16 protein-coding genes, 1 tRNA gene and 1 pseudogene are annotated in these 18,306 nt (G+C 61.0%); 4 read left to right on the plus strand and 14 right to left on the minus strand.

What is annotated here, in order from left to right:
* The 7 genes and pseudogenes from ACOVRJ_RS09535 to rpsB form a co-directional block, all read right to left on the minus strand.
* A pseudogene (locus ACOVRJ_RS09535) lies at positions 1-679 on the minus strand (1-deoxy-D-xylulose-5-phosphate reductoisomerase); the annotation flags it as partial.
* Positions 676-1,527, minus strand: coding sequence for a phosphatidate cytidylyltransferase (locus tag ACOVRJ_RS09540; RefSeq protein WP_422043619.1), 852 nt, complete (start codon positions 1,525-1,527; stop codon positions 676-678). The gene ACOVRJ_RS09540 and the pseudogene ACOVRJ_RS09535, both read right to left, overlap by 4 nt.
* Before the next feature lie 9 nt (positions 1,528-1,536).
* A complete protein-coding gene (gene uppS, locus ACOVRJ_RS09545; RefSeq protein ID WP_422043620.1) occupies positions 1,537-2,268 on the minus strand; it encodes a polyprenyl diphosphate synthase in 732 nt (243 codons plus the stop codon).
* 34 nt (positions 2,269-2,302) lie between these two features.
* Entirely contained in the window at positions 2,303-2,863 is a 561-nt protein-coding gene (frr, locus tag ACOVRJ_RS09550; protein WP_422043621.1) for a ribosome recycling factor, read from the minus strand.
* Between the two features lie 46 nt (positions 2,864-2,909).
* Positions 2,910-3,620, minus strand: a complete 711-nt coding sequence (gene pyrH, locus ACOVRJ_RS09555; protein WP_263537054.1) for a UMP kinase — start codon at positions 3,618-3,620, stop codon at positions 2,910-2,912.
* A gap of 129 nt (positions 3,621-3,749) precedes the next feature.
* Entirely contained in the window at positions 3,750-4,646 is an 897-nt protein-coding gene (gene tsf / locus ACOVRJ_RS09560) for a translation elongation factor Ts (protein ID WP_422043622.1), read from the minus strand.
* A 119-nt stretch (positions 4,647-4,765) separates the two neighbouring features.
* Entirely contained in the window at positions 4,766-5,512 is a 747-nt protein-coding gene (rpsB, locus tag ACOVRJ_RS09565) for a 30S ribosomal protein S2 (protein ID WP_263537056.1), read from the minus strand.
* Between the two features lie 224 nt (positions 5,513-5,736).
* On the opposite strand from rpsB, the gene ACOVRJ_RS09570 reads away from it, so the two are divergent.
* Genes ACOVRJ_RS09570 through ACOVRJ_RS09580 form a run of 3 tightly spaced genes read left to right on the plus strand, consistent with a single transcriptional unit; the run spans position 5,737 to position 9,979 of the window.
* Entirely contained in the window at positions 5,737-7,095 is a 1,359-nt protein-coding gene (locus ACOVRJ_RS09570; RefSeq protein ID WP_422043623.1) for an amidase, read from the plus strand.
* Between the two features lie 4 nt (positions 7,096-7,099).
* Entirely contained in the window at positions 7,100-8,404 is a 1,305-nt protein-coding gene (locus tag ACOVRJ_RS09575) for an FAD-dependent oxidoreductase (RefSeq protein WP_422043624.1), read from the plus strand.
* Positions 8,405-8,416: 12 nt separating this feature from the next.
* Positions 8,417-9,979: an NAD(P)H-hydrate dehydratase gene (locus tag ACOVRJ_RS09580; protein WP_422043625.1), complete on the plus strand. Its 1,563-nt coding sequence runs from the start codon at positions 8,417-8,419 to the stop codon at positions 9,977-9,979.
* 40 nt (positions 9,980-10,019) lie between these two features.
* Here the strand turns inward: ACOVRJ_RS09580 and rnr are convergent, their stop codons facing one another.
* A complete protein-coding gene (rnr, locus tag ACOVRJ_RS09585; RefSeq protein WP_422043626.1) occupies positions 10,020-12,344 on the minus strand; it encodes a ribonuclease R in 2,325 nt (774 codons plus the stop codon).
* Between the two features lie 79 nt (positions 12,345-12,423).
* Between rnr and ACOVRJ_RS09590 the strand changes: the two genes are divergently transcribed.
* Positions 12,424-12,508: transfer RNA gene (locus ACOVRJ_RS09590), tRNA-Leu, on the plus strand.
* A 240-nt stretch (positions 12,509-12,748) separates the two neighbouring features.
* Here ACOVRJ_RS09590 and ACOVRJ_RS09595 read toward each other — a convergent pair.
* From ACOVRJ_RS09595 to hflK, 6 genes are all read right to left on the minus strand, one after another.
* Positions 12,749-13,270 (minus strand): phosphoribosyltransferase, encoded by a 522-nt coding sequence (locus tag ACOVRJ_RS09595; protein ID WP_422043627.1) that lies wholly within the window; start codon positions 13,268-13,270, stop codon positions 12,749-12,751.
* A 60-nt stretch (positions 13,271-13,330) separates the two neighbouring features.
* Entirely contained in the window at positions 13,331-14,668 is a 1,338-nt protein-coding gene (locus ACOVRJ_RS09600) for an adenylosuccinate synthase (RefSeq protein WP_422043628.1), read from the minus strand.
* Between the two features lie 45 nt (positions 14,669-14,713).
* Positions 14,714-15,877, minus strand: a complete 1,164-nt coding sequence (locus ACOVRJ_RS09605) for an ATP phosphoribosyltransferase regulatory subunit (RefSeq protein WP_422043629.1) — start codon at positions 15,875-15,877, stop codon at positions 14,714-14,716.
* 89 nt (positions 15,878-15,966) lie between these two features.
* Positions 15,967-16,155: a DUF2065 domain-containing protein gene (locus tag ACOVRJ_RS09610; RefSeq protein WP_422043630.1), complete on the minus strand. Its 189-nt coding sequence runs from the start codon at positions 16,153-16,155 to the stop codon at positions 15,967-15,969.
* A gap of 12 nt (positions 16,156-16,167) precedes the next feature.
* Positions 16,168-17,064 carry a protease modulator HflC gene (hflC, locus tag ACOVRJ_RS09615; RefSeq protein WP_422043631.1) on the minus strand — a complete coding sequence of 299 codons (897 nt, stop codon included), beginning with the start codon at positions 17,062-17,064 and terminating at the stop codon, positions 16,168-16,170.
* 20 nt (positions 17,065-17,084) lie between these two features.
* Entirely contained in the window at positions 17,085-18,296 is a 1,212-nt protein-coding gene (hflK, locus tag ACOVRJ_RS09620) for an FtsH protease activity modulator HflK (RefSeq protein WP_422043650.1), read from the minus strand.
* Between the last annotated feature and the right edge of the window lie 10 nt (positions 18,297-18,306).

The raw sequence follows: 18,306 nt of genomic DNA on the forward strand, positions 1-18,306 counted from the left end.
TGTTCATCATGGTGGCCGAGTCCACCGAGATCTTGCGGCCCATCACCCAGTTCGGATGAGCGCAGGCTTGCTCGGGTGTGACCTCGGCCAGCGTGGCGGGGTCCCGCTGGCGGAAAGGACCGCCAGACGCCGTCAACACGATGTGATCGATGCGCTGCGCCCAGGTTTTGCGATCCTCGGGCAGGCATTGAAAGATGGCCGAGTGCTCACTATCGATTGGCAGCAAGGTGGCACCGCCCTGCTTCACCGCCTGCATGAACAAGGCGCCACCAACAACGATGGCCTCTTTGTTCGCCAACAGCAGTCGCTTGCCAGCGCGCGCAGCGGCCAGGCATGGTGCCAAACCAGCGGCGCCGACGATGGCGGCCATGACCATGTCGACGTCCGCATGGGCCGACACCGTCGAGAGGCTGTCCATGCCGTCCAAGACCTCGGTCTTGCTGCCCTGCTCGCGCAACAAAGCGCGCAGTTGCTGGGCCAGCGCCGCATCCGGCAGCACCGCAAAGCGCGGCTTCCAGGTCAAGCACTGCGCCAGCAAGGCGTCGACACGGCTCATCGCCGTGAGGGCGAAGACCTCGTAACGTTCCGGGTGGCGGGCCAACACGTCCAGCGTGTTAACGCCGATGGAGCCGGTGGAACCCAGCACCGTGATGCGCTGAGGACGGGAGTAACTAGTCATTGAAGAGGGCTCAAAGAACTCAAGGCCATGGCGAGCGGGAACACCGGCAACAAGGCATCCACACGGTCCAACACACCGCCATGGCCGGGCAGCAATTGACTGCTGTCCTTGGCGCCAGCGGCGCGCTTGATCAGGGATTCAAACAAATCGCCGACGACGCTCATGCTGGCCAAAAAGACCAGGGCCAGCAGACCCCATGGCAGGGCGTTGCGCTGCAGCAGGATCTGGTAAAGGCTGGGCGAATCGACTGCGAACTGCACATCGATGTAGTAGGCCCAGAAGAAAGCGAGCGCGATCACGCCGAGCATGCCGGACCAAACGCCCTCCCAGCTCTTGCCGGGGCTGATGGACTTGGCCAATTTGCGGCGACCGAAGGCGCGGCCACCAAAGTAGGCGGCGGTGTCGGCCACCCAGACCAGGCAAAAAATCGACAGCAAGAAATTGATGCCAGTGCTTTTGGCTTCCACCATGGCCAGCCAAGCGGCGATCAATGCCACCATGCCCAGCACCATGCGTGCCGTCTTGGTGGCATGCGGCCATTGTTCAGGTCCGCCACGCAGTGCATAACCACCACCCAGCACCCAGAGCAGTGAGGCCATGAACCAGCTCCAAGGCGGCGCCGCCTCCCAACCGACGAGCAGATGCAAGCCCCAGGCCAAAGCACCAGTGACTGCACCAAAGACCAAGGCCGATGGGCCCGTCACGCCGTTCAGACGCGACCACTCCCATCCTGCGGCAGCAATCATCAACAAGGTCAACAAGGCAAATGGCAATGCCGTGCCCGCCAATATGGTGGGCAACAAGGCCAAGAGCAACAGCACTGCGGTGATGATGCGCGTTTTCAGCATACTTCGTGCTCAGGCCTCGGCGACAGCCGGTGCCTCTTTGACACCGCCAAAGCGGCGATCACGCTCACGGAAGGCTTCAATCGCAGCATCCAACTGCGCCTCGCCAAAATCAGGCCACAGGCAGTCAGAAAACACGAACTCGGTGTAGGCCACCTGCCAGAGCAAGAAGTTGCTGATGCGCACCTCGCCGCCGGTGCGAATGAAAAGATCCGGGTCCGGCGCATAGTTCATGGCCATGAACTCGGACAGCTTGGCTTCGGTCAAGTCTTGCGGCTGCACACCCGCCTGCATCGCGGACTTGCAGGCCTGCACGATGTCCCAACGGCCGCCGTAGTTGAAGGCCACCGACAAGGTCAGCTTGCTGTTGTGAGCCGTGGCGGACTCGGCTTCGTTCCAGGCATTGCGCAGCTTGGCCGAAACGGCTTCCCGGTCTCCAATGATGCGGATGCGCACGCCCATGGAGCCCATGCGGGCGAGGTAGCGGGAGACCGCCGCCAGCACCAAGCCCATCAGGCCCGACACCTCGTCACTCGGACGCTTCCAGTTCTCGGACGAGAAGGCGTAAACCGTCAGATGCTCAATGTCGCGGTCGATGCAGGCTTGCACCACCTTGACCAAGGTGTCCACGCCTTGCTTGTGACCGAAGAAGCGCGGCAAGAAACGTTTCTTAGCCCACCGACCATTGCCATCCATGACGATGGCCACATGGCGCGGCACGATTTTGTTGCTGTCATTGCTCACTGCGTCTTGTCTCTCGTGCTCGGGGCGTCAGCGCTTAAACAGCCAGAATTTCGGCTTCTTTGGCGGAGATCAGACGGTCGATCTCGGCAATGGTGCGGTCGGTAATTTTTTGCGCTTCGTCCAAGCTACGACGCTCGTCGTCTTCGCTGATCAGCTTGTCCTTGGTCAGCTTCTTGGCCTGCTCATTGGCTTCGCGACGCAGATTGCGCACTGCGATCTTGGCGTCTTCGCCCGCATTGCGAACCACCTTGGTCAGATCACGGCGGCGCTCTTCGTTCAGCGGCGGCATCGGCACGCGGATCAAGTCGCCTTGCGAGGCCGGGTTCAGACCCAGATCCGACTCGCGGATGGCCTTTTCGATCTTGGCGCCCATGCCTTTTTCCCAGGGCTGAACGCTGATGGTGCGGGCATCCAGCAAGGTCACGTTGGCGACCTGGGAGATCGGCACCATGGAGCCGTAATAGTCAACGCTGACCTGATCCAGAATGCCCGGGTGAGCGCGCCCGGTGCGGATCTTGTGCAATTCGTTCTTCAGGGCCTCAACCGATTTCGCCATCTTGGTTTCGGCGTTCTGCTTGATGTCTGCAATGCTCATATCTCTAAACCTTGAAAAGCTGATTCACCTTAACGCATGAGGCCACTCAAACGTGGACCAGCGTGCCTTCGTCTTCACCCATCACCACGCGCTTGAGAGCACCCGGCTTGAGGATGCTGAAGACACGAATCGGCAGCTTCTGGTCACGGCACAGCGCGAAGGCAGTGGCGTCCAGAACTTGCAGGTTCTTGGCGATCGCTTCATCAAAGCTGATGCGCGAATAACGGGTGGCGCTCGGGTCTTTCTTGGGGTCGGCGGTGTAAACACCATCGACCTTGGTGGCCTTCAGCACGATCTCAGCGCCGATCTCGGCGCCACGCAGTGCTGCGGCCGTGTCTGTGGTGAAGAAGGGGTTGCCGGTGCCGGCAGCAAACACGACGACCTTGCCTTCTTCCAAATATTGCAGTGCCTTGGGGCGCACATAAGGCTCCACCACCTGCTCGATGCCGATGGCCGACATCACGCGCGCGACAATGCCTTCTTGACGCATGGTGTCCGCCAGCGCCAGCGAGTTCATCACGGTGGCCAGCATGCCCATATAGTCAGCGGTCGCACGGTCCATGCCGACCGAGCCGCCCGCCACGCCGCGGAAGATATTGCCTCCGCCAATCACGACGGCCACTTCAACGCCTGTTTGCGTGACTTCCCGAATTTCTTGCACCATGCGCACAATGGTGGCGCGGTTGATACCGAAAGCGTCATCGCCCATCAGGGCTTCGCCGGAGAGCTTGAGCAGGATGCGTTTGTGCGCGGGCATAGGGACCTCTTGATGCTGTGTTGCTGCGGTGTTCTCGAACCAGTGCCGCGCAGAATCCACCTCGTGAGCAGACCCATGCAGCGGCACAAGTGTAAAGGGCGCCAGAGGCGCCCTTTTTGACTTCAGAGCTTATTGCCCCTTAGCGGCGGCCACTTGCGCAGCCACTTCGGCGGCGAAGTCGTCCACCTTCTTCTCAATGCCTTCACCCACCACGTACAGCGTAAAGCTCTTCACGTTGGTGGCCTTGTCCTTCAGCATGGCGGCGACGGTTTGCTTGCCGTCAGCGGCCTTCACGAAGACTTGGTCCAGCAGCGAGACTTCCTTCAGGAACTTCTGCACCGAGCCTTCAACCATCTTGGCGACGATGTCGGCAGGCTTGCCGGACTCGGCTGCCTTCTCGGCAGCGATCTTGCGCTCTTTCTCGACCAACTCAGGCGCGACTTCGGCGGAAGACAGCGCAGCCGGCTTCATCGCAGCCACGTGCATGGCGACGTCCTTGGCGGCGACTTCGTCACCATCGAACTCCACCATCACGCCGATGCGGGTGCCGTGCAGATAAGAAGCCAGCTTGGCGCCGCTGTTGTACAGCTTGACGCGACGCAGCGACATGTTTTCGCCGATCTTGCCGACCAGACCGCGACGCACTTCTTCCACGGTCGGGCCAAAGCCTTCTTGCGACAGCGGCAGATTGCCCAGAGCAGCCACATCGGCCACGCCGTGCTCAGCAGCCAAGGCGGCGCAAGCATTGGCGAAAGCCAAGAAAGCGTCATTCTTGGTGACGAAGTCGGTTTCGCAGTTCACTTCCAGCAAAGCGCCGGTCGTGCCCACCACGGCAGCAGCGACCACGCCTTCGGCGGTCACGCGCGAAGAAGCCTTACCGGCCTTGTTGCCCAGCTTGACGCGCAGGATTTCTTCACCACGGTCCAGGTCGCCGCCGGCTTCGGTCAGCGCCTTCTTGCACTCCATCATCGGGGCGTCGGTGCGGGCACGCAGTTCGGCCACCATGCTTGCGGTAATTGCAACCATCTTGAATCTCCGGTGTTTGTCAGGGTTTAGCAGTAGAAGATTCCGAGGAATCAGTCATACCGCTCAAAAAATTTTGAAAAAAAGGGGCTGAATCAGCCCCTTTGTTTGGCAGCTGAAATTCAGGCGCCTTCGCTCACTTCAACGAACTCGTCGCCGGCAGGAGCCTGGGCTTGCACGACTTCGTTACCGGCGTTAGCACGGCCTTCCAGCACGGCGTCAGCGACGGCGCGGGCGTACAGAGCCACGGCCTTGGCCGAGTCATCGTTACCAGGAATGACGTAGTCGATACCGACAGGCGAGTGGTTGGTGTCAACCACGCCGATGACGGGGATGCCCAGCTTCTTGGCTTCGGCGATGGCGATCTTGTGGTAGCCAACGTCGATCACGAAGATGGCGTCAGGCAGACCGTTCATGTCCTGGATGCCGCCGATGTTCTTTTCCAGCTTGGCCAGATCGCGTTGGAACATCAAAGCTTCTTTCTTGATGGCGGGCTGAGTGCCGGCATCCACTTGAGCTTGCATGTCCTTCAGGTTCTTCAGCGAAGTCTTGACCGTCTTGAAGTTGGTCATCATGCCGCCCAACCAACGCTGGTCGACGTAAGGCATGCCGCAACGCTGGGCTTCCAGAGCGACGACTTCACGCGCTTGACGCTTGGTGCCGATCATCATGATGGTGCCGCGCTTAGCCGACAGCTGGCGCACAAACTTCATCGCCTCTTCGAACGCAGGCAGCGTCTTTTCGAGGTTGATGATGTGGATCTTGTTGCGATGGCCGTAGATGTACGGGGCCATCTTGGGGTGCCAGAAACGAGTTTGGTGACCAAAGTGGACGCCTGCTTCCAGCATCTCGCGCATAGTGACGGACATATTCTTTACTCCGAAGGTTGTGTCTAAAATCCGGCCCGAATTGCTCTGCGCAGTGACGCTCATTCACCCAGCTGGGGATTGAACTCGAATACAGCAGCAACACCTCTCAGTGGCCGGTTTGCGATTTGTTCGCAAAGGACTTGCGAAACATTTCAAATTTCACCCGCTGCATTGAGCAAAACGCCCAGTGCCGCCCGGCAAAACCCAAAGAGTATACACGATTCATGAGCATTGACCTGAGCGGCGCCCTGCTGCAGCTGCAAGATGGGCGCCTCAGCGCCGCCGAAGCTGCGCAGGAAAACCAGCGCCAGGCCCTCTCGGAAGGCTGCAAAAACGCCTATGTGCGAGAGTTCTTCAAACAGGCCCAGATCTGCGCCGCAGCCATTGACACCCTGGCGCAGGCTGGAGCTCCTCGGCCCCGGCTGGGCGGCTTAGGCATCAGCATCAAAGACTTGTTCGACGTGGCCGGCGCCGTGAGCGGTGCGGGCTCGCGCGTCCTGAGCCAAAACGCGCCCGCCCATCAGGACTGCCCGGCCGTCGCCCGTTTGCGCCAAGCGGGTGCGGTGCTGACCGGACACACGAATATGAGCGAGTTCGCCTTCTCGGGCGTAGGCATCAACCCGCACCACGGCACGCCCCTGAACCCCGTCACCTTTGCAATGGATGGGCAGGCTCGCATCCCGGGCGGCTCCAGTTCGGGCGCAGCGGTCAGCGTCTCGACCGGCGCCGCATGGGCGGCACTTGGCTCCGACACCGGCGGCTCGATCCGCATCCCGGCAGCTTTGCAAGGCCTGGTCGGCTTCAAGAACACCGCGCGACTGACACCGACCGAAGGCTGCATTCCACTGTCTACTACTTTGGACACGGCCTGCGCGCTCACACGGTCCGTGCGCGACGCCATCTTGCTGCATGAGGTGTTGGCAGCACGCCAAGTTCGCATCAGCCCGCGCCCCCTGAAGGCGATGCGCCTGGCCCTGGTCAAGCCGCTTTTTCAAGATGGCATGGACGACGCCGTCAGCCGCGCTTTCGAGCGCAGTCTGAAGCGCTTGCGCGCGGCCGGCTGCGATGTTGAGGAGATCGATCTCCCAGCCTTGAATCAGCTTTCCGAGCTGCAAGCGCAAGGTGGCTTTGCGGCGGCAGAAAGCTGGGCCTGGCATCGCCAGCGCCTGCAGAACTCCGAACAAGCGGCACTCTACGATCCACGCGTCAGTGCACGCATCCGACGCGGTGAGGCCATCAGCGCCGCCGACTACGTCGACTTGCTGAATCGGCGCCGCCAGTGGATCGCCAACATGGAAGCCTCGCTGGCTGGCTTTGACGCGGTGATCAGCCCTACCGTGCCCATCGTTGCGCCCTTGCTGGCGCCACTGCTCGCCAGTGACGAACAATTCTTCGCCACCAACGCCCTGTTGCTGCGCAACCCGTCCGTTGTGAACCTCTTGGATGGCTGCGCCATTTCGCTGCCCTGCCAAGAGGAGGGAGAATTGCCGGTTGGACTGATGCTGTGGAGCACCGCAGCGCAGGACGACCTCTTGCTGAGCCTTGCGCTACAGATTGAACACCTTTTGAACGCGAGACCCTGAGCGCATGCGTATTGCCATCATCGGCGCCGGAATAGCCGGCGTCACCAGCGCCTTCGAGTGCGCAGCCGACGGCCATCAAGTCACCGTTTTCGACCGTCGCGGCAGCGTGGCCGCCGAAGGCAGTTTTGCCAACACCGGCCAGGCCGCCCCCGCCATGGCCCTGCCCTGGACGCAGGCCTCATTTCCTCGGCCAGGCGCCGGCTCGCTGAGCTGGCAATGGCGCCGCTGGCGTGCTGAACGCAGCAAGGACCGAGCCACGAAACAAGCCCAGCTGCTGCAGTTGGCCCTGTACAGCCACAGCCGCCTGCAAGAGCTTCGCAAGCGCTTGCAGCTGGACTTTGAGCGCGCCGAAGGGCAGTTGCTACTGCTGCGCCAGGACCGCGATCTGCGCGCGATTCAAGCGCAGCTGGATCTTTTGCAAAGCCTGGGGCTCCAGCAGCAGTTTTTGAGCGCCGAGCAGTGCCTTGCCCTCGAGCCCGGCCTGAACCCGGACACGGCGTTGCATGGTGGCATCCAACTGAGCCCAGCCGAGGTCGGCAATTGCCGCCAGTTCAGCCACTTGATGCGCATCGAGGCACAGCGCCTGGGCGTGCAGTTCCGCTTTCACACCACGGTTCGCAGCCTCACGCCCGGCACGGTCGCCTCGCTGATTCACGAACACACCATCCCGCCCGAAGGATTGGGCGCTGCGACGCGCGCGCCAGAAAAGCAAGACGCCGGCGACACTCAGCCCGCACCGCTTGGGCCCATGCAAGAGAGCTTTGACGCGGTGTTGATCTGCGCGGGCGCCAGCGCCCTGGATCTCTTGCAGCCGCTCGGCCTCAAGCCCGCCATGGGCTTGGTCCATGGCTACACCATCACAGCGCCCCTGCGACAGCTGGAGGCCCACCCCGACCTCGGCCCCAGAGCCGGCGTTTTCGATCTGCGCGAGCAAACCTCCATCAGCCGCATCGGGCAACGAGTGCGCGTGGCCGGCAGCGTCGAGCCGGGCGCCGCCCCGCAAAGCTTCAAGCCCGCGACACTCGCTTCGCTGCACCGGGTCTTGAACGACTGGTTCCCCGGCGCCATGCAAGTCGGCCAAGAGCAACGCTGGATCGGCTGCCAAGCCCTACTACCCGATGGACTCCCCCTGCTCGGCGCCAGCGGCCTGCCCGGCATCTGGCTGAACTTGGCTCAAGGGGCCGCTCACAGCCTGGACTGGCCGCTGGCCTGCGGCGCAGCGCGGCTGCTGGCCAACCAAGTCAGCAAGCGCAAGACGGACGCCGAAGCCCCGGAGATCACAGGTCTGGACATCTCGCGCTTGGCCTGACAAGCTGGGGCCATGCACAAACTCCTGCCCGCAGAGCACAACTGGCCCCTGCACTCAGCAGCCAGCAGCCGCGCCATCGAACGCGCAGCTCTGGCGACCTTGCCCCCACACGCCTTGATGGAGCGCGCCGGCACTAGTGCTGCGCGTTTGTGTCTAGCCCTGAGTTCGAGCAGACACAGCATCTGGCTGCTCTGCGGCCCCGGCAACAATGGTGGCGACGGCTTGGTGGCGGCGAGACTGCTGCGGACCCACGGCTTGGATGTAAGCGTCAGCTTGATCGGCCATGGGCCGGAACGCCCGCTCCCGCCGGATGCACAGGCCGCATTGGCCTCAGCACAGCTGGCCGGCGTGCACATCAGCGAAGGCCTTCGATCGCCGCAATCCACAAGCCTCGCTGTAGATGCCTTGTTGGGCCTGGGCTTGAGCCGCGCACCCACCGCCGAATTCACCGACGCCATCCACTGCCTGAACGCAAGTGGGTCGCCGATCTTGGCGCTGGATCTACCCAGCGGCCTGCTGGCCGATACCGGCAACTTGGCGGGGTCGGTGGCGGTACGCGCCCAGCACACGCTGAGCCTGCTGACCCTCAAGCCCGGCCTCTTCACGGCGCAAGGACGAGTTCATTGCGGACAAGTTTGGTTTGACTCACTAGGCGCCCAGCACGAAATCGAGGCCGATGCCTTGCTGCTAGGCGCCGCAGCGCTCCAGCCACTGACCCACTCCCGACTAAGCCGCCACGCGCAACACAAAGGCAGCCAAGGCGACGTCCTGGTCCTGGGTGGCGCGCCCGGTATGCGCGGCGCCGCCCGCTTAGCAGCGCGTGCCGCGCTGGCCTCAGGCGCCGGCCGCGTTTATGTTTGTTTGCTGAGTTCCGACTCAACAGCTTCGGTGGAAACCGAAGCCGATGTCATGCGTCCAGAGTTGATGCAGTTCGCGAAGCAGCGCCTGGCGGATGCGCAATCATGGCAAGACAAGGTCGTGGTCTGCGGCTGTGGCGGCGGAGAGGCCATCAGCGAATGGCTGCCTACGGTACTGCGCCACGCCAAACGGCTGGTCTTGGACGCAGATGCCCTCAATGCTGTCGCCAGCAGCGCAGAATTGCGCGCACTGCTGGCCCAACGCGCAGGACAAAGCTTGGCCACCGTACTCACCCCTCACCCGCTTGAGGCCGCACGCCTGCTGAATTGCAGCACCGACGATGTCCAGGCCGATCGATTGAAAGCAGCGCGAACCCTGTCCGCTCAATTCAACAGTCAGGTCATTTTGAAGGGCTCGGGAAGCGTCGTCGCCGACTCAAAATTAGACCGCCTGGCCATCAACAGCAGCGGCAATGCCGCCCTGGCCACAGCGGGCAGCGGCGACGTCCTGGCGGGCTGGTTGGGCGGACTGTGGGCGCAACACCCAGACACACCGCCCGCCCTGCTGGCCAGCGCCGCTTGCTATTGGCATGGACGCGCGGCCGATGAACAAGAGGCCGGCCCCCTGCGCGCAGCCGACTTGGTGGAACGCATGCATGCCCTCCACCGCCTGACATTGGCACCTGAATTGGGATCAAGGACCCCAAGCACCGCTTAACTGCGCTGTGAACAAACAGCTCAGCAAAGTTCTCTGAACTTCACCGACGCTTGCGCGTCCGAGGCTCCAAGCCGGCCGCCGAGGGCTTTACTTCCGCCTTGCCCCGTGCCGCCTGCCTGACCGCCTTGATGGGATGAGCCGCAGACGCCCCCGATGCACCCAAAGCCCCAGGATTGGCCGCACGCCCTGGCTTGCCCTTGCGCCCAGCTTTGCTGGCCTTGGCCGCCTTCTTCACCGCGCGGTCATCGCGCCGCACTTGATCCAGTTCCGCCACCGCCGACAAGGGCTGTCTGTCTGCTGCACCCAAACCCGCTTTGTCTCGCTGCGCGCGCGCGACCAGCTTCGCTTCACCACTCTCTTGCACCAGCCGGAAGTCAATCTTGCGCGCATCCAGATCGACGCGACTGACCTGCACCTGAACCCGTGCGCCGGTGGCATAGCGAATGCCCGTGCGCTCTCCGCGTAGCTCTTGGCGGACCTCATCGAAGCGGAAATACTCACCACCCAACTCGGTGATGTGAATCAGGCCCTCGACATAAAGCGCGTCCAGTTGCACAAAGAGTCCAAAGCTGGTGGCCGCGCTGACCGTGCCAGCGAACTCCTCGCCCAGATGCTCCCGCATATAGCGGCACTTCAGCCAGGCCTCGACGTCACGCGAGGCCTCGTCGGCGCGCCGTTCGTTGGCACTGCAATGCGCGCCCACCACTTCCCAGCGCTCGATCTCGGTCGTCGCCTTGGCCGGATCGATGGGCGCAGCGCGGCCCGGCCGCTTCGCAGCCATCGGCACTTCCATCTTGCCTGCGTCCAAGTGGTAACGCTTGTCGGCCAAGATGGCTTTGATGACCCGGTGCACCAACAAATCGGGATAACGTCGAATGGGGCTGGTGAAGTGGGTGTAGGCCAAGTAAGACAGGCCAAAGTGCCCGGCATTGGCCGAGGTGTAAATCGCCTGCTGCATGGAGCGCAGCAGCATGGCGTGGATCTGCGTCGAGTCGACCCGGTCCTTGGTCGCCGCGGCAATCGCTGCGTACTCGCCCGGCTTGGGGTCGTCACTGATCGATAGACCCAAACCCAGCGCGCGCAAATAAGCTTGCAGCGCAATGCGCTTCTCAGGCGTCGGCCCCTCGTGGACCCGGAACAAGGCGCCATGCTTGGACTGGGCAATGAAGTCAGCCGCGCAGACATTGGCGGCCAACATAGCCTCCTCAATCAGCTTGTGCGCCTCGTTACGGGTACGCGGGATGATCTTTTCGATACGTCCGTTGTCATCGCAAACGATCTGCGTTTCGGTCGTGTCAAAGTCAATCGCACCCCGGCGTGAGCGCTCGGCCAGCAAAGCCCGATAGACCTCGTACAAGTGCAGCAAATGCGGCACCAGATCACTGCGCTTGGCCGCCTCAGGCCCATGGGTGTTGCCCAAAATGGCTGCGACTTCGCTGTAGGTGAATCGCGCATGCGAGCGAATGACTGCTGGGTAAAACTGGTAGGCCTGAACTTCCCCGCTCTCGTTGACCAACATGTCGCAGACCATGGACAAACGGTCTTCATAGGGATTCAGCGAGCACAGACCGTTGGAGAGCTTCTCTGGCAACATCGGGATGACACGGCGCGGGAAGTACACCGATGTGGCGCGCTCGTAGGCATCGGCATCCAAAGGATCGCCCGGCTTGACGTAATGACTGACGTCGGCTATCGCCACCAACAAGCGCCAACCGCTGAAGGCCGTTTTGCCGCGCCCTTGTTTGTGCGGCTCGCAATAGACGGCATCGTCAAAGTCTCGCGCATCTTCACCGTCAATGGTCACCAAGGGCACATCGCGCAGATCGATGCGATGCTTCAAGTCGGCTGCACGCAATTTGTCCGGCAGTTTCGCGGCTTGCGCCAGAGTCTCGGCACTGAAGCGATGCGGCACCTCGTACTTGCGCACCGCAATCTCGATCTCCATGCCCGGATCATCGATTTCGCCTAACACCTCAACCACACGGCCTACCGGCTGCGAGTAAAGGGACGGCGGCTCGATCAATTCCACAGCCACCACTTGCCCAGCGACCGCATTGGCCAAGCCGTTCTTGGGGACCAAGATGTCCTGCCCCATGCGCTTGTCTTCAGGTGCCACCAGCCAGATACCCGACTCCAAGAGCAAGCGCCCGATGATGGGCTTCTTCTTGCGCTCCAAAATTTCGAGCACCCGCCCTTCGGGCCTGCCACGCTTGTCCATACGGACGATGCGCACCCGCAAGCGATCACCATGCATGACTGCATGCATTTCCTGCGATGACAAATAGATGTCCTGCTGCCCCACATCGGGCTGCAAGAAGCCATGCCCGTCCCGATGTCCCTGCACAGTGCCTTCGACCTCGCTCAATAGCGAGCCGATTTCTTGCTGGCCCTGCGTACTTGTGTTCTTAATGTTTTTGATGATAGAATCCTTGCTTTCCTGAAATGCCCAGGTGGCGGAATTGGTAGACGCACTAGTTTCAGGTACTAGCGGGTAACTCCGTGGAGGTTCGAGTCCTCTCCTGGGCACCAAGATTGAAATAAATCCAAAGAGATGGTCTCATGTCGAAATGCATGAGGCCATTTTGCTTTGTGCCGTACGAAGCTCGAATGAATTTCGAAACTTTCGCCCAGTCTTTTTGAACAAGCGCCGGCGAATTCCCTGAAGCGCGCACGCTCACCCCGCAAAGCTTCACCCTCAAAGCAACAAGCCGACAGGTTTTCACACTGCCGGCTTGATTAACTTTCATGCCTTGAAGCCGCTCCAGCGATTCAGACCACAAACTTTTTGGCCAAAGCATCGGGCCGCATATCGTCGTACTCTTCGAATGGCTGGTGAATCCAGGGGCTGGTATCCAGCATCTCGACATAGTAGTCCGGCGTGTAGGCCGAGACGCCCTTGGTCCAAATCACGGCCGAGCGCAACTCGCTGATGGCAGGCATGCTGCGCAGACGCTCAACCACAGCCTTCAGCGTGACTCCCGAATCTGCCAAATCATCCACCAGCAAAACACGGCCAGCCAACTCGCCTTTAGGCATGGTGATGTACTTGGCGATGTCCAAGCGGCCTTGAATGGTGCCCGCTTCGGCGCGATACGAGCTGGTGGACATGATGCCCAGCGGCTTGTCGAAAACGCGCGACAGCACATCCCCGGGGCGCATACCACCACGGGCCAGACATAGGATCTGATCAAACTCCCAGCCAGATGCATGGATCTTGAGCGCTAGGCGCTCGGTCAACATGTGGTACTCGTCCCAGGACACGTACAAGTGCTTGCCGTCGTCGGTCAACATAAATGGTTTCTCCTGTGGAGTGAGGCGGTCAGACTCAGAAATTGATTGAAGGCAAGCAACTCAGACTGCGTAGGGGTGACGCAACAAAATGGTGTGCTCACGGTCTGGGCCGGTCGAGACCATGTCAATCGGAGCGCCGATGACTTCCTTGATTCGTTGCAGATAGTTGCGAGCATTCTGCGGCAAAGCATCCCAGGATGTGACGCCAAAAGTCACCTCAGCCCAACCGGGGAAAGTTTCATAGATCGGCTCAGCGCCGACGATTTCATCACCATCCAAAGGCAGGATGTCCAGTGTTCGGCCATCGGCCAATTTGTAGCCGACGCACATCTTGACCTCGGCCAGGCCATCCAGCACATCGAGCTTGGTGATGCACAGACCCGTAATGCCGTTGATGATGACCGAACGCTTCAACGCCGCCGCATCGAACCAGCCGCAGCGACGAGCGCGACCGGTCACAGTGCCCTTCTCCTGACCCACTGTCGACAGGTGATAGCCCACCGTACCCTCCTTTTCCCACTCCAACTCGGTCGGGAACGGGCCTGAACCCACGCGGGTGGTGTAGGCCTTGGTGATGCCCAGCATGTAGTGCAGCATCTGTGGCCCCACGCCCGCGCCAGCCGCAGCATTGCCAGCCACGCAGTTGCTCGAGGTCACATAGGGATAGGTGCCGTGGTCGATGTCCAGCAGCGTGCCTTGCGCGCCTTCGAACAAGATGTTGGCACCAGCCAAATGGGCCTTGTGGATCATGTAGCCCACGTCAGCCATCATCGGCTTGATCACTTCGGCCATCTTCATGGCTTGGTCGAAGATGGGCTGGAACTCCAATGCCTTGGAATTCAGGTACCCCGCAAGGGCGAAGTTATGCAAAGCCAGCAGCTCTTGCAGCTTCTTGGCAAAGCGCTCGGGGTGCTTCAGGTCTTGCACGCGCAGGGCGCGGCGAGCCACCTTGTCTTCGTAGGCCGGACCAATGCCCTTGCCGGTGGTGCCGATCTTGCCGGCCCCACTGCTCTCACGCAGGGCCTCGCGAGCCTTGTCCACTTCCACATGGAAGGGCAGGATCAAGGGGCAAGACTCGCTGATGAACAAGCGCGAACGCACTTCAACGCCCGCTTTTTCCAAGCGCTCGATTTCGCCCAGCAAATGGGTCGGATCCAGCACCACGCCGTTGCCGATGTAGCAAGCCACGCCGTCACGCATGATGCCCGAGGGGATCAGTTGCAAGGCTGTCTTCACACCCTTGATGACCAGGGTGTGGCCAGCGTTATGGCCACCTTGAAAACGAACGACGCCTTGAGCGTGATCGGTCATCCAATCGACGACCTTGCCCTTGCCTTCGTCACCCCATTGGGTGCCTACAACGACCACATTCCGGCCGCGCGCGATTTCGCTTTTCATCTTGATAATCCGATGATCAAAAAAGTGATGTCGGCCGGTCGGCGCTCAAAGCGCGCGCACCAACCACTGATTGTCGACCTGCACCAGCTCACGGTCACAGTCGAATTCTTCGCCTTCATGCTCGTGGCCCGGCAATATGCAGACCACGGTCTCGCCCGCTTCTCTGAGCTTGCGCACCGCAGCGCGCAATTCAGGATTCTCACCCCAGGGCGCCCGAACTGCGGCTCGCAAAGGCGCCGCAGGACTCAATGCCTCCAAGACCTTCAAATCCAAGCTAAAGCCGACTGCAGGACGACGCCGGCCAAACACGGCCCCCACCTCGTCATACCGGCCGCCGCGCAAGACTGCTTCGCTCGCACCTTCGGCGTACAAAGCAAAACGCACGCCGCTGTAATAAGCAAAGCCTGTCAAATCCGCCAGATCAAGGCCGATCGAAATCTCAGGGTGGGTTTGCTGCAAATGCTTGGTCAACCATTCCAAGTCATTCAGTGCAGCAGTGATCAAGGGATGCGCAGGTAGCTGTCGACGCGCCAAAGCCAGAACCTCGGTGCCCCCATACAAGGACAGCAGTTGCAACAAGCCGCGTTGTACATCTTGGCTCAAGCCCTGACTGGCCAAGCGCAGTGCGGCACCATCTTTGGTCGTCAGCGCAGCAATCAAAGCATCCATCACCACGGGTGCGGGCATCGAATCCGCCAACACACCGCGCAACAGGCGCGCATCTCCCAGATCCATCACCGCTTGCTTGAGACCAGCTCGCTTGACGACATCCAGCGCCAACTCCTGCACCTCCAAGTCAGCCTCCAGCCCAGCATGACCATAGATCTCAATACCGAACTGCAAGGGCTCACGCGTGGCGTGGAGGCCGCTGCTACGGGTGCGCAGCACGGGTCCGCAGTAGCAAAGACGGGTTACACCGCGTCGATTCAGCAGGTGGGCATCGATTCGAGCAACTTGAGGCGTGGTGTCTGCACGCAGACCCAGACTCCGACCCGATAGCTGGTCGACCAGCTTGAAAGTCTGCAGATCAAGTTCGTGCCCCGCACCGGTGAGCAAAGACTCCAGATGCTCCAGCAGCGGAGGCATCACCAGCTCGCAACCGTAGCTTCGGGCCATGTCCAAGAGTTCGCGACGGATCTCTTCGATACGGCGCGCCTGGGACGGCAGAACGTCAGCAATATGCTCAGGCAGCAGCCAGGCAGAAGCCATGTGTATATGGGGAGCGGTTAAAAACGGCATTGTACCGGCGTCACGCGCGGCTGCCAGCTTTTAGCACCGACTTGAATGATTTCGGGGGGCTAAGGCCACACCAAAACCACACCCAGCAAGCCAGCCAGAATGCTGGCCAAGCCGATGAAGCGTATCTGTCCATCGGTCATGGCCAACATGCGAGCAAACACCTGCCGCCACATTTGCGGGCTGAGGAAGGGCAAAAGCCCTTCAACGACCAGCATCAGGCTGAGCGCCAACAGCAGGGTTTGCGACAAGACGAGTCCGCCTTACTTGCGCGGCGCGGGCGCAGCCGCACCACCGCCCGCACCCCGCATGGACTTGAAGAAGTCGCTGCTTGGGTCAACGACCATCACGTCCGTTTTGTTGCGGAAGCTGCTGCGATAAGCCTCGAGCTGGCGGTAGAACTGAGCGAACTGCGGGTCGCGGCCAAAAGCATCCGCATACAAAGCTGAAGCCTTGGCATCACCCTCACCCTTGATCTTTTGCGCGTCACGGTAGGCTTCAGCCACGATCACTTCACGCTGCCGGTCGGCATCAGCACGAATCTTTTCGCCATCCGCGCCACCCGTCGAGCGCAACTCATTGGCAACGCGTTTGCGCTCGGACTCCATACGGCGATAGACCGAGTCCGTGATATTCGCGGCGAAGTCCACACGCTTGATCCGCACATCGAGGATCTCGATACCGAACTGCTTGGCCTCATCTTCCAGACGTTTACGCACGTCGTTCATGACCTTCTCGCGCTCAGTCGCCAGCACCGAGATGACCGTGCGCTTGGTTACCTCTTCGTTGAAGGCCGCTTGAACCACCGGACTCAGGCGATTCTCGACATTACGCATATCAGAGCCGTTGTTCCGAATGAATTGACGGGGCTCGGCGACTCGCCACTTGATCAACCAATCGATCACCAAGCTCTTCTTCTCGGCCGTGAAGATCGGACGCGATTCCGGACTATCCAATGTCTGCACCCGTCGATCCAAAAGGACCACGTTCTGCAGCGGCGGCGGCAGCTTGAACTTCAAGCCGGGCTCGGTGATCACTTCCTTGATCTCACCCAGCGCATACACGACAGCAAACTGACGCTGGTCGATGACAAACAGCATAGAGCTGGCAAGCATCAGGGCGACCAGAGCTCCAGCCACAATGGCGGCAATACGATTCATCTGCATAACTCCCTGATTCATCAGCGACCGTCACGGCTGCGCAAGCCGTCACGGGAACGCACATCGTTGCTGACCGCAGGCGCTGGCGCTTCAGCGGCTGGCGTGGCCACCGGCGGCGACGCCGTCACAGTGCCCGAGGACTGCTGGATCAATTTATCCAAGGGAAGGTACAGCAGGTTGGATCCATTGCGACTGTCGACCATGACCTTGCTGACATTCGAATAGACCTGTTGCATGGTGTCGGTATAGAGGCGATCGCGCGTCACGCCCGGAGCCTTCTGGTACTCGCTCAACACGCTCTTGAAGCGCTGCGCATCACCCTCCGCCTGCGCGACAACGCGGGACTTGTAACCTTCCGCCTCTTCCAGCAAGCGAGCCGAAGTGCCCTGTGCCTTGGGGATCACATCATTGGCGTAGGCTTGGCCTTCATTCTTCAGGCGCTCACGGTCGGCGCCAGCCTTGAAGGCGTCGTCGAACGCGGCCTGCACCTGCTCGGGCGGCGCCACGTTCTGCACGTTGACGTTCTTGATCTGAATGCCGGCCTTCAGTCGATCCAACTGCGTCTGGATGGACTTCACCAGATCCACAGCAATAGCGTCGCGCTGCTCATAAAGCACCGAATCCATCTTGCTCTTGCCGACGATCTCACGCACCGCCGACTCCGCCGCCAAGACCACCGCCTCATCGGGGTTGCGGTTCTCAAACAGATAGTCGCGTGCATTCTTCAGCGTGTATTGGACGGTGAAGCGGATATCGACGATGTTCTCGTCTTGAGTCAGCATCGAAGAGTCGCGCAGCCCAGTGGCCTGCACCACCGAGTTCCGACCCACTTCAACTTGACGCAGCTGCGTCACCGAGACAATTTCGTCCGCCTGGAAAGGATACGGCAGGCGCCACTGGAAGCCCGCCTCAACGGTCTTGCTGTACTTGCCAAACGAAGTCACCACCGCCTGTTGGCCTTCTTGAACAATGAAGAATCCACTGCCCAACCAACCCAACAGAACCACGCCGCCAATCAAACCGGCGCCAATGCCGGCGCTTTTCATATCGGGCTGGAAGTTGTTGCCGCCGCCGTTACCGCCATTGCCACCCGAATCATTGCCGCCGGGCGGCTTGCCGCCAAACATACCGGTCAGCTTGCGATTGAAGTCGCGCCACAGTTCATCCAAATCGGGCGGACCGTCATTCCGGCCATTGTTCAAATGGCGTCCGGCGCGCCAGCCTGCGGGCATCAGGCCGCCC

It is taken from the genome of Roseateles sp., from assembly GCF_049240545.1.
Lineage (GTDB): Bacteria > Pseudomonadota > Gammaproteobacteria > Burkholderiales > Burkholderiaceae_C > Paucibacter_A.

Excerpts from the sequence above, each read along its gene's own strand:
- ACOVRJ_RS09540 (WP_422043619.1), bottom strand. The coding sequence starts at position 1,527 with ATGCTGAAAACGCGCATCATCACCGCAGTGCTGTTGCTCTTGGCCTTG.
- frr (WP_422043621.1), bottom strand. The coding sequence starts at position 2,863 with ATGAGCATTGCAGACATCAAGCAGAACGCCGAAACCAAGATGGCGAAA.
- pyrH (WP_263537054.1), bottom strand. The coding sequence starts at position 3,620 with ATGCCCGCGCACAAACGCATCCTGCTCAAGCTCTCCGGCGAAGCCCTG.
- tsf (WP_422043622.1), bottom strand. The coding sequence starts at position 4,646 with ATGGTTGCAATTACCGCAAGCATGGTGGCCGAACTGCGTGCCCGCACC.
- rpsB (WP_263537056.1), bottom strand. The coding sequence starts at position 5,512 with ATGTCCGTCACTATGCGCGAGATGCTGGAAGCAGGCGTCCACTTTGGT.
- ACOVRJ_RS09570 (WP_422043623.1), top strand. The coding sequence starts at position 5,737 with ATGAGCATTGACCTGAGCGGCGCCCTGCTGCAGCTGCAAGATGGGCGC.
- ACOVRJ_RS09575 (WP_422043624.1), top strand. The coding sequence starts at position 7,100 with ATGCGTATTGCCATCATCGGCGCCGGAATAGCCGGCGTCACCAGCGCC.
- ACOVRJ_RS09580 (WP_422043625.1), top strand. The coding sequence starts at position 8,417 with ATGCACAAACTCCTGCCCGCAGAGCACAACTGGCCCCTGCACTCAGCA.
- ACOVRJ_RS09595 (WP_422043627.1), bottom strand. The coding sequence starts at position 13,270 with ATGTTGACCGACGACGGCAAGCACTTGTACGTGTCCTGGGACGAGTAC.
- ACOVRJ_RS09600 (WP_422043628.1), bottom strand. The coding sequence starts at position 14,668 with ATGAAAAGCGAAATCGCGCGCGGCCGGAATGTGGTCGTTGTAGGCACC.
- ACOVRJ_RS09605 (WP_422043629.1), bottom strand. The coding sequence starts at position 15,877 with ATGGCTTCTGCCTGGCTGCTGCCTGAGCATATTGCTGACGTTCTGCCG.
- hflC (WP_422043631.1), bottom strand. The coding sequence starts at position 17,064 with ATGAATCGTATTGCCGCCATTGTGGCTGGAGCTCTGGTCGCCCTGATG.
- hflK (WP_422043650.1), bottom strand. The coding sequence starts at position 18,296 with ATGCCCGCAGGCTGGCGCGCCGGACGCCATTTGAACAATGGCCGGAAT.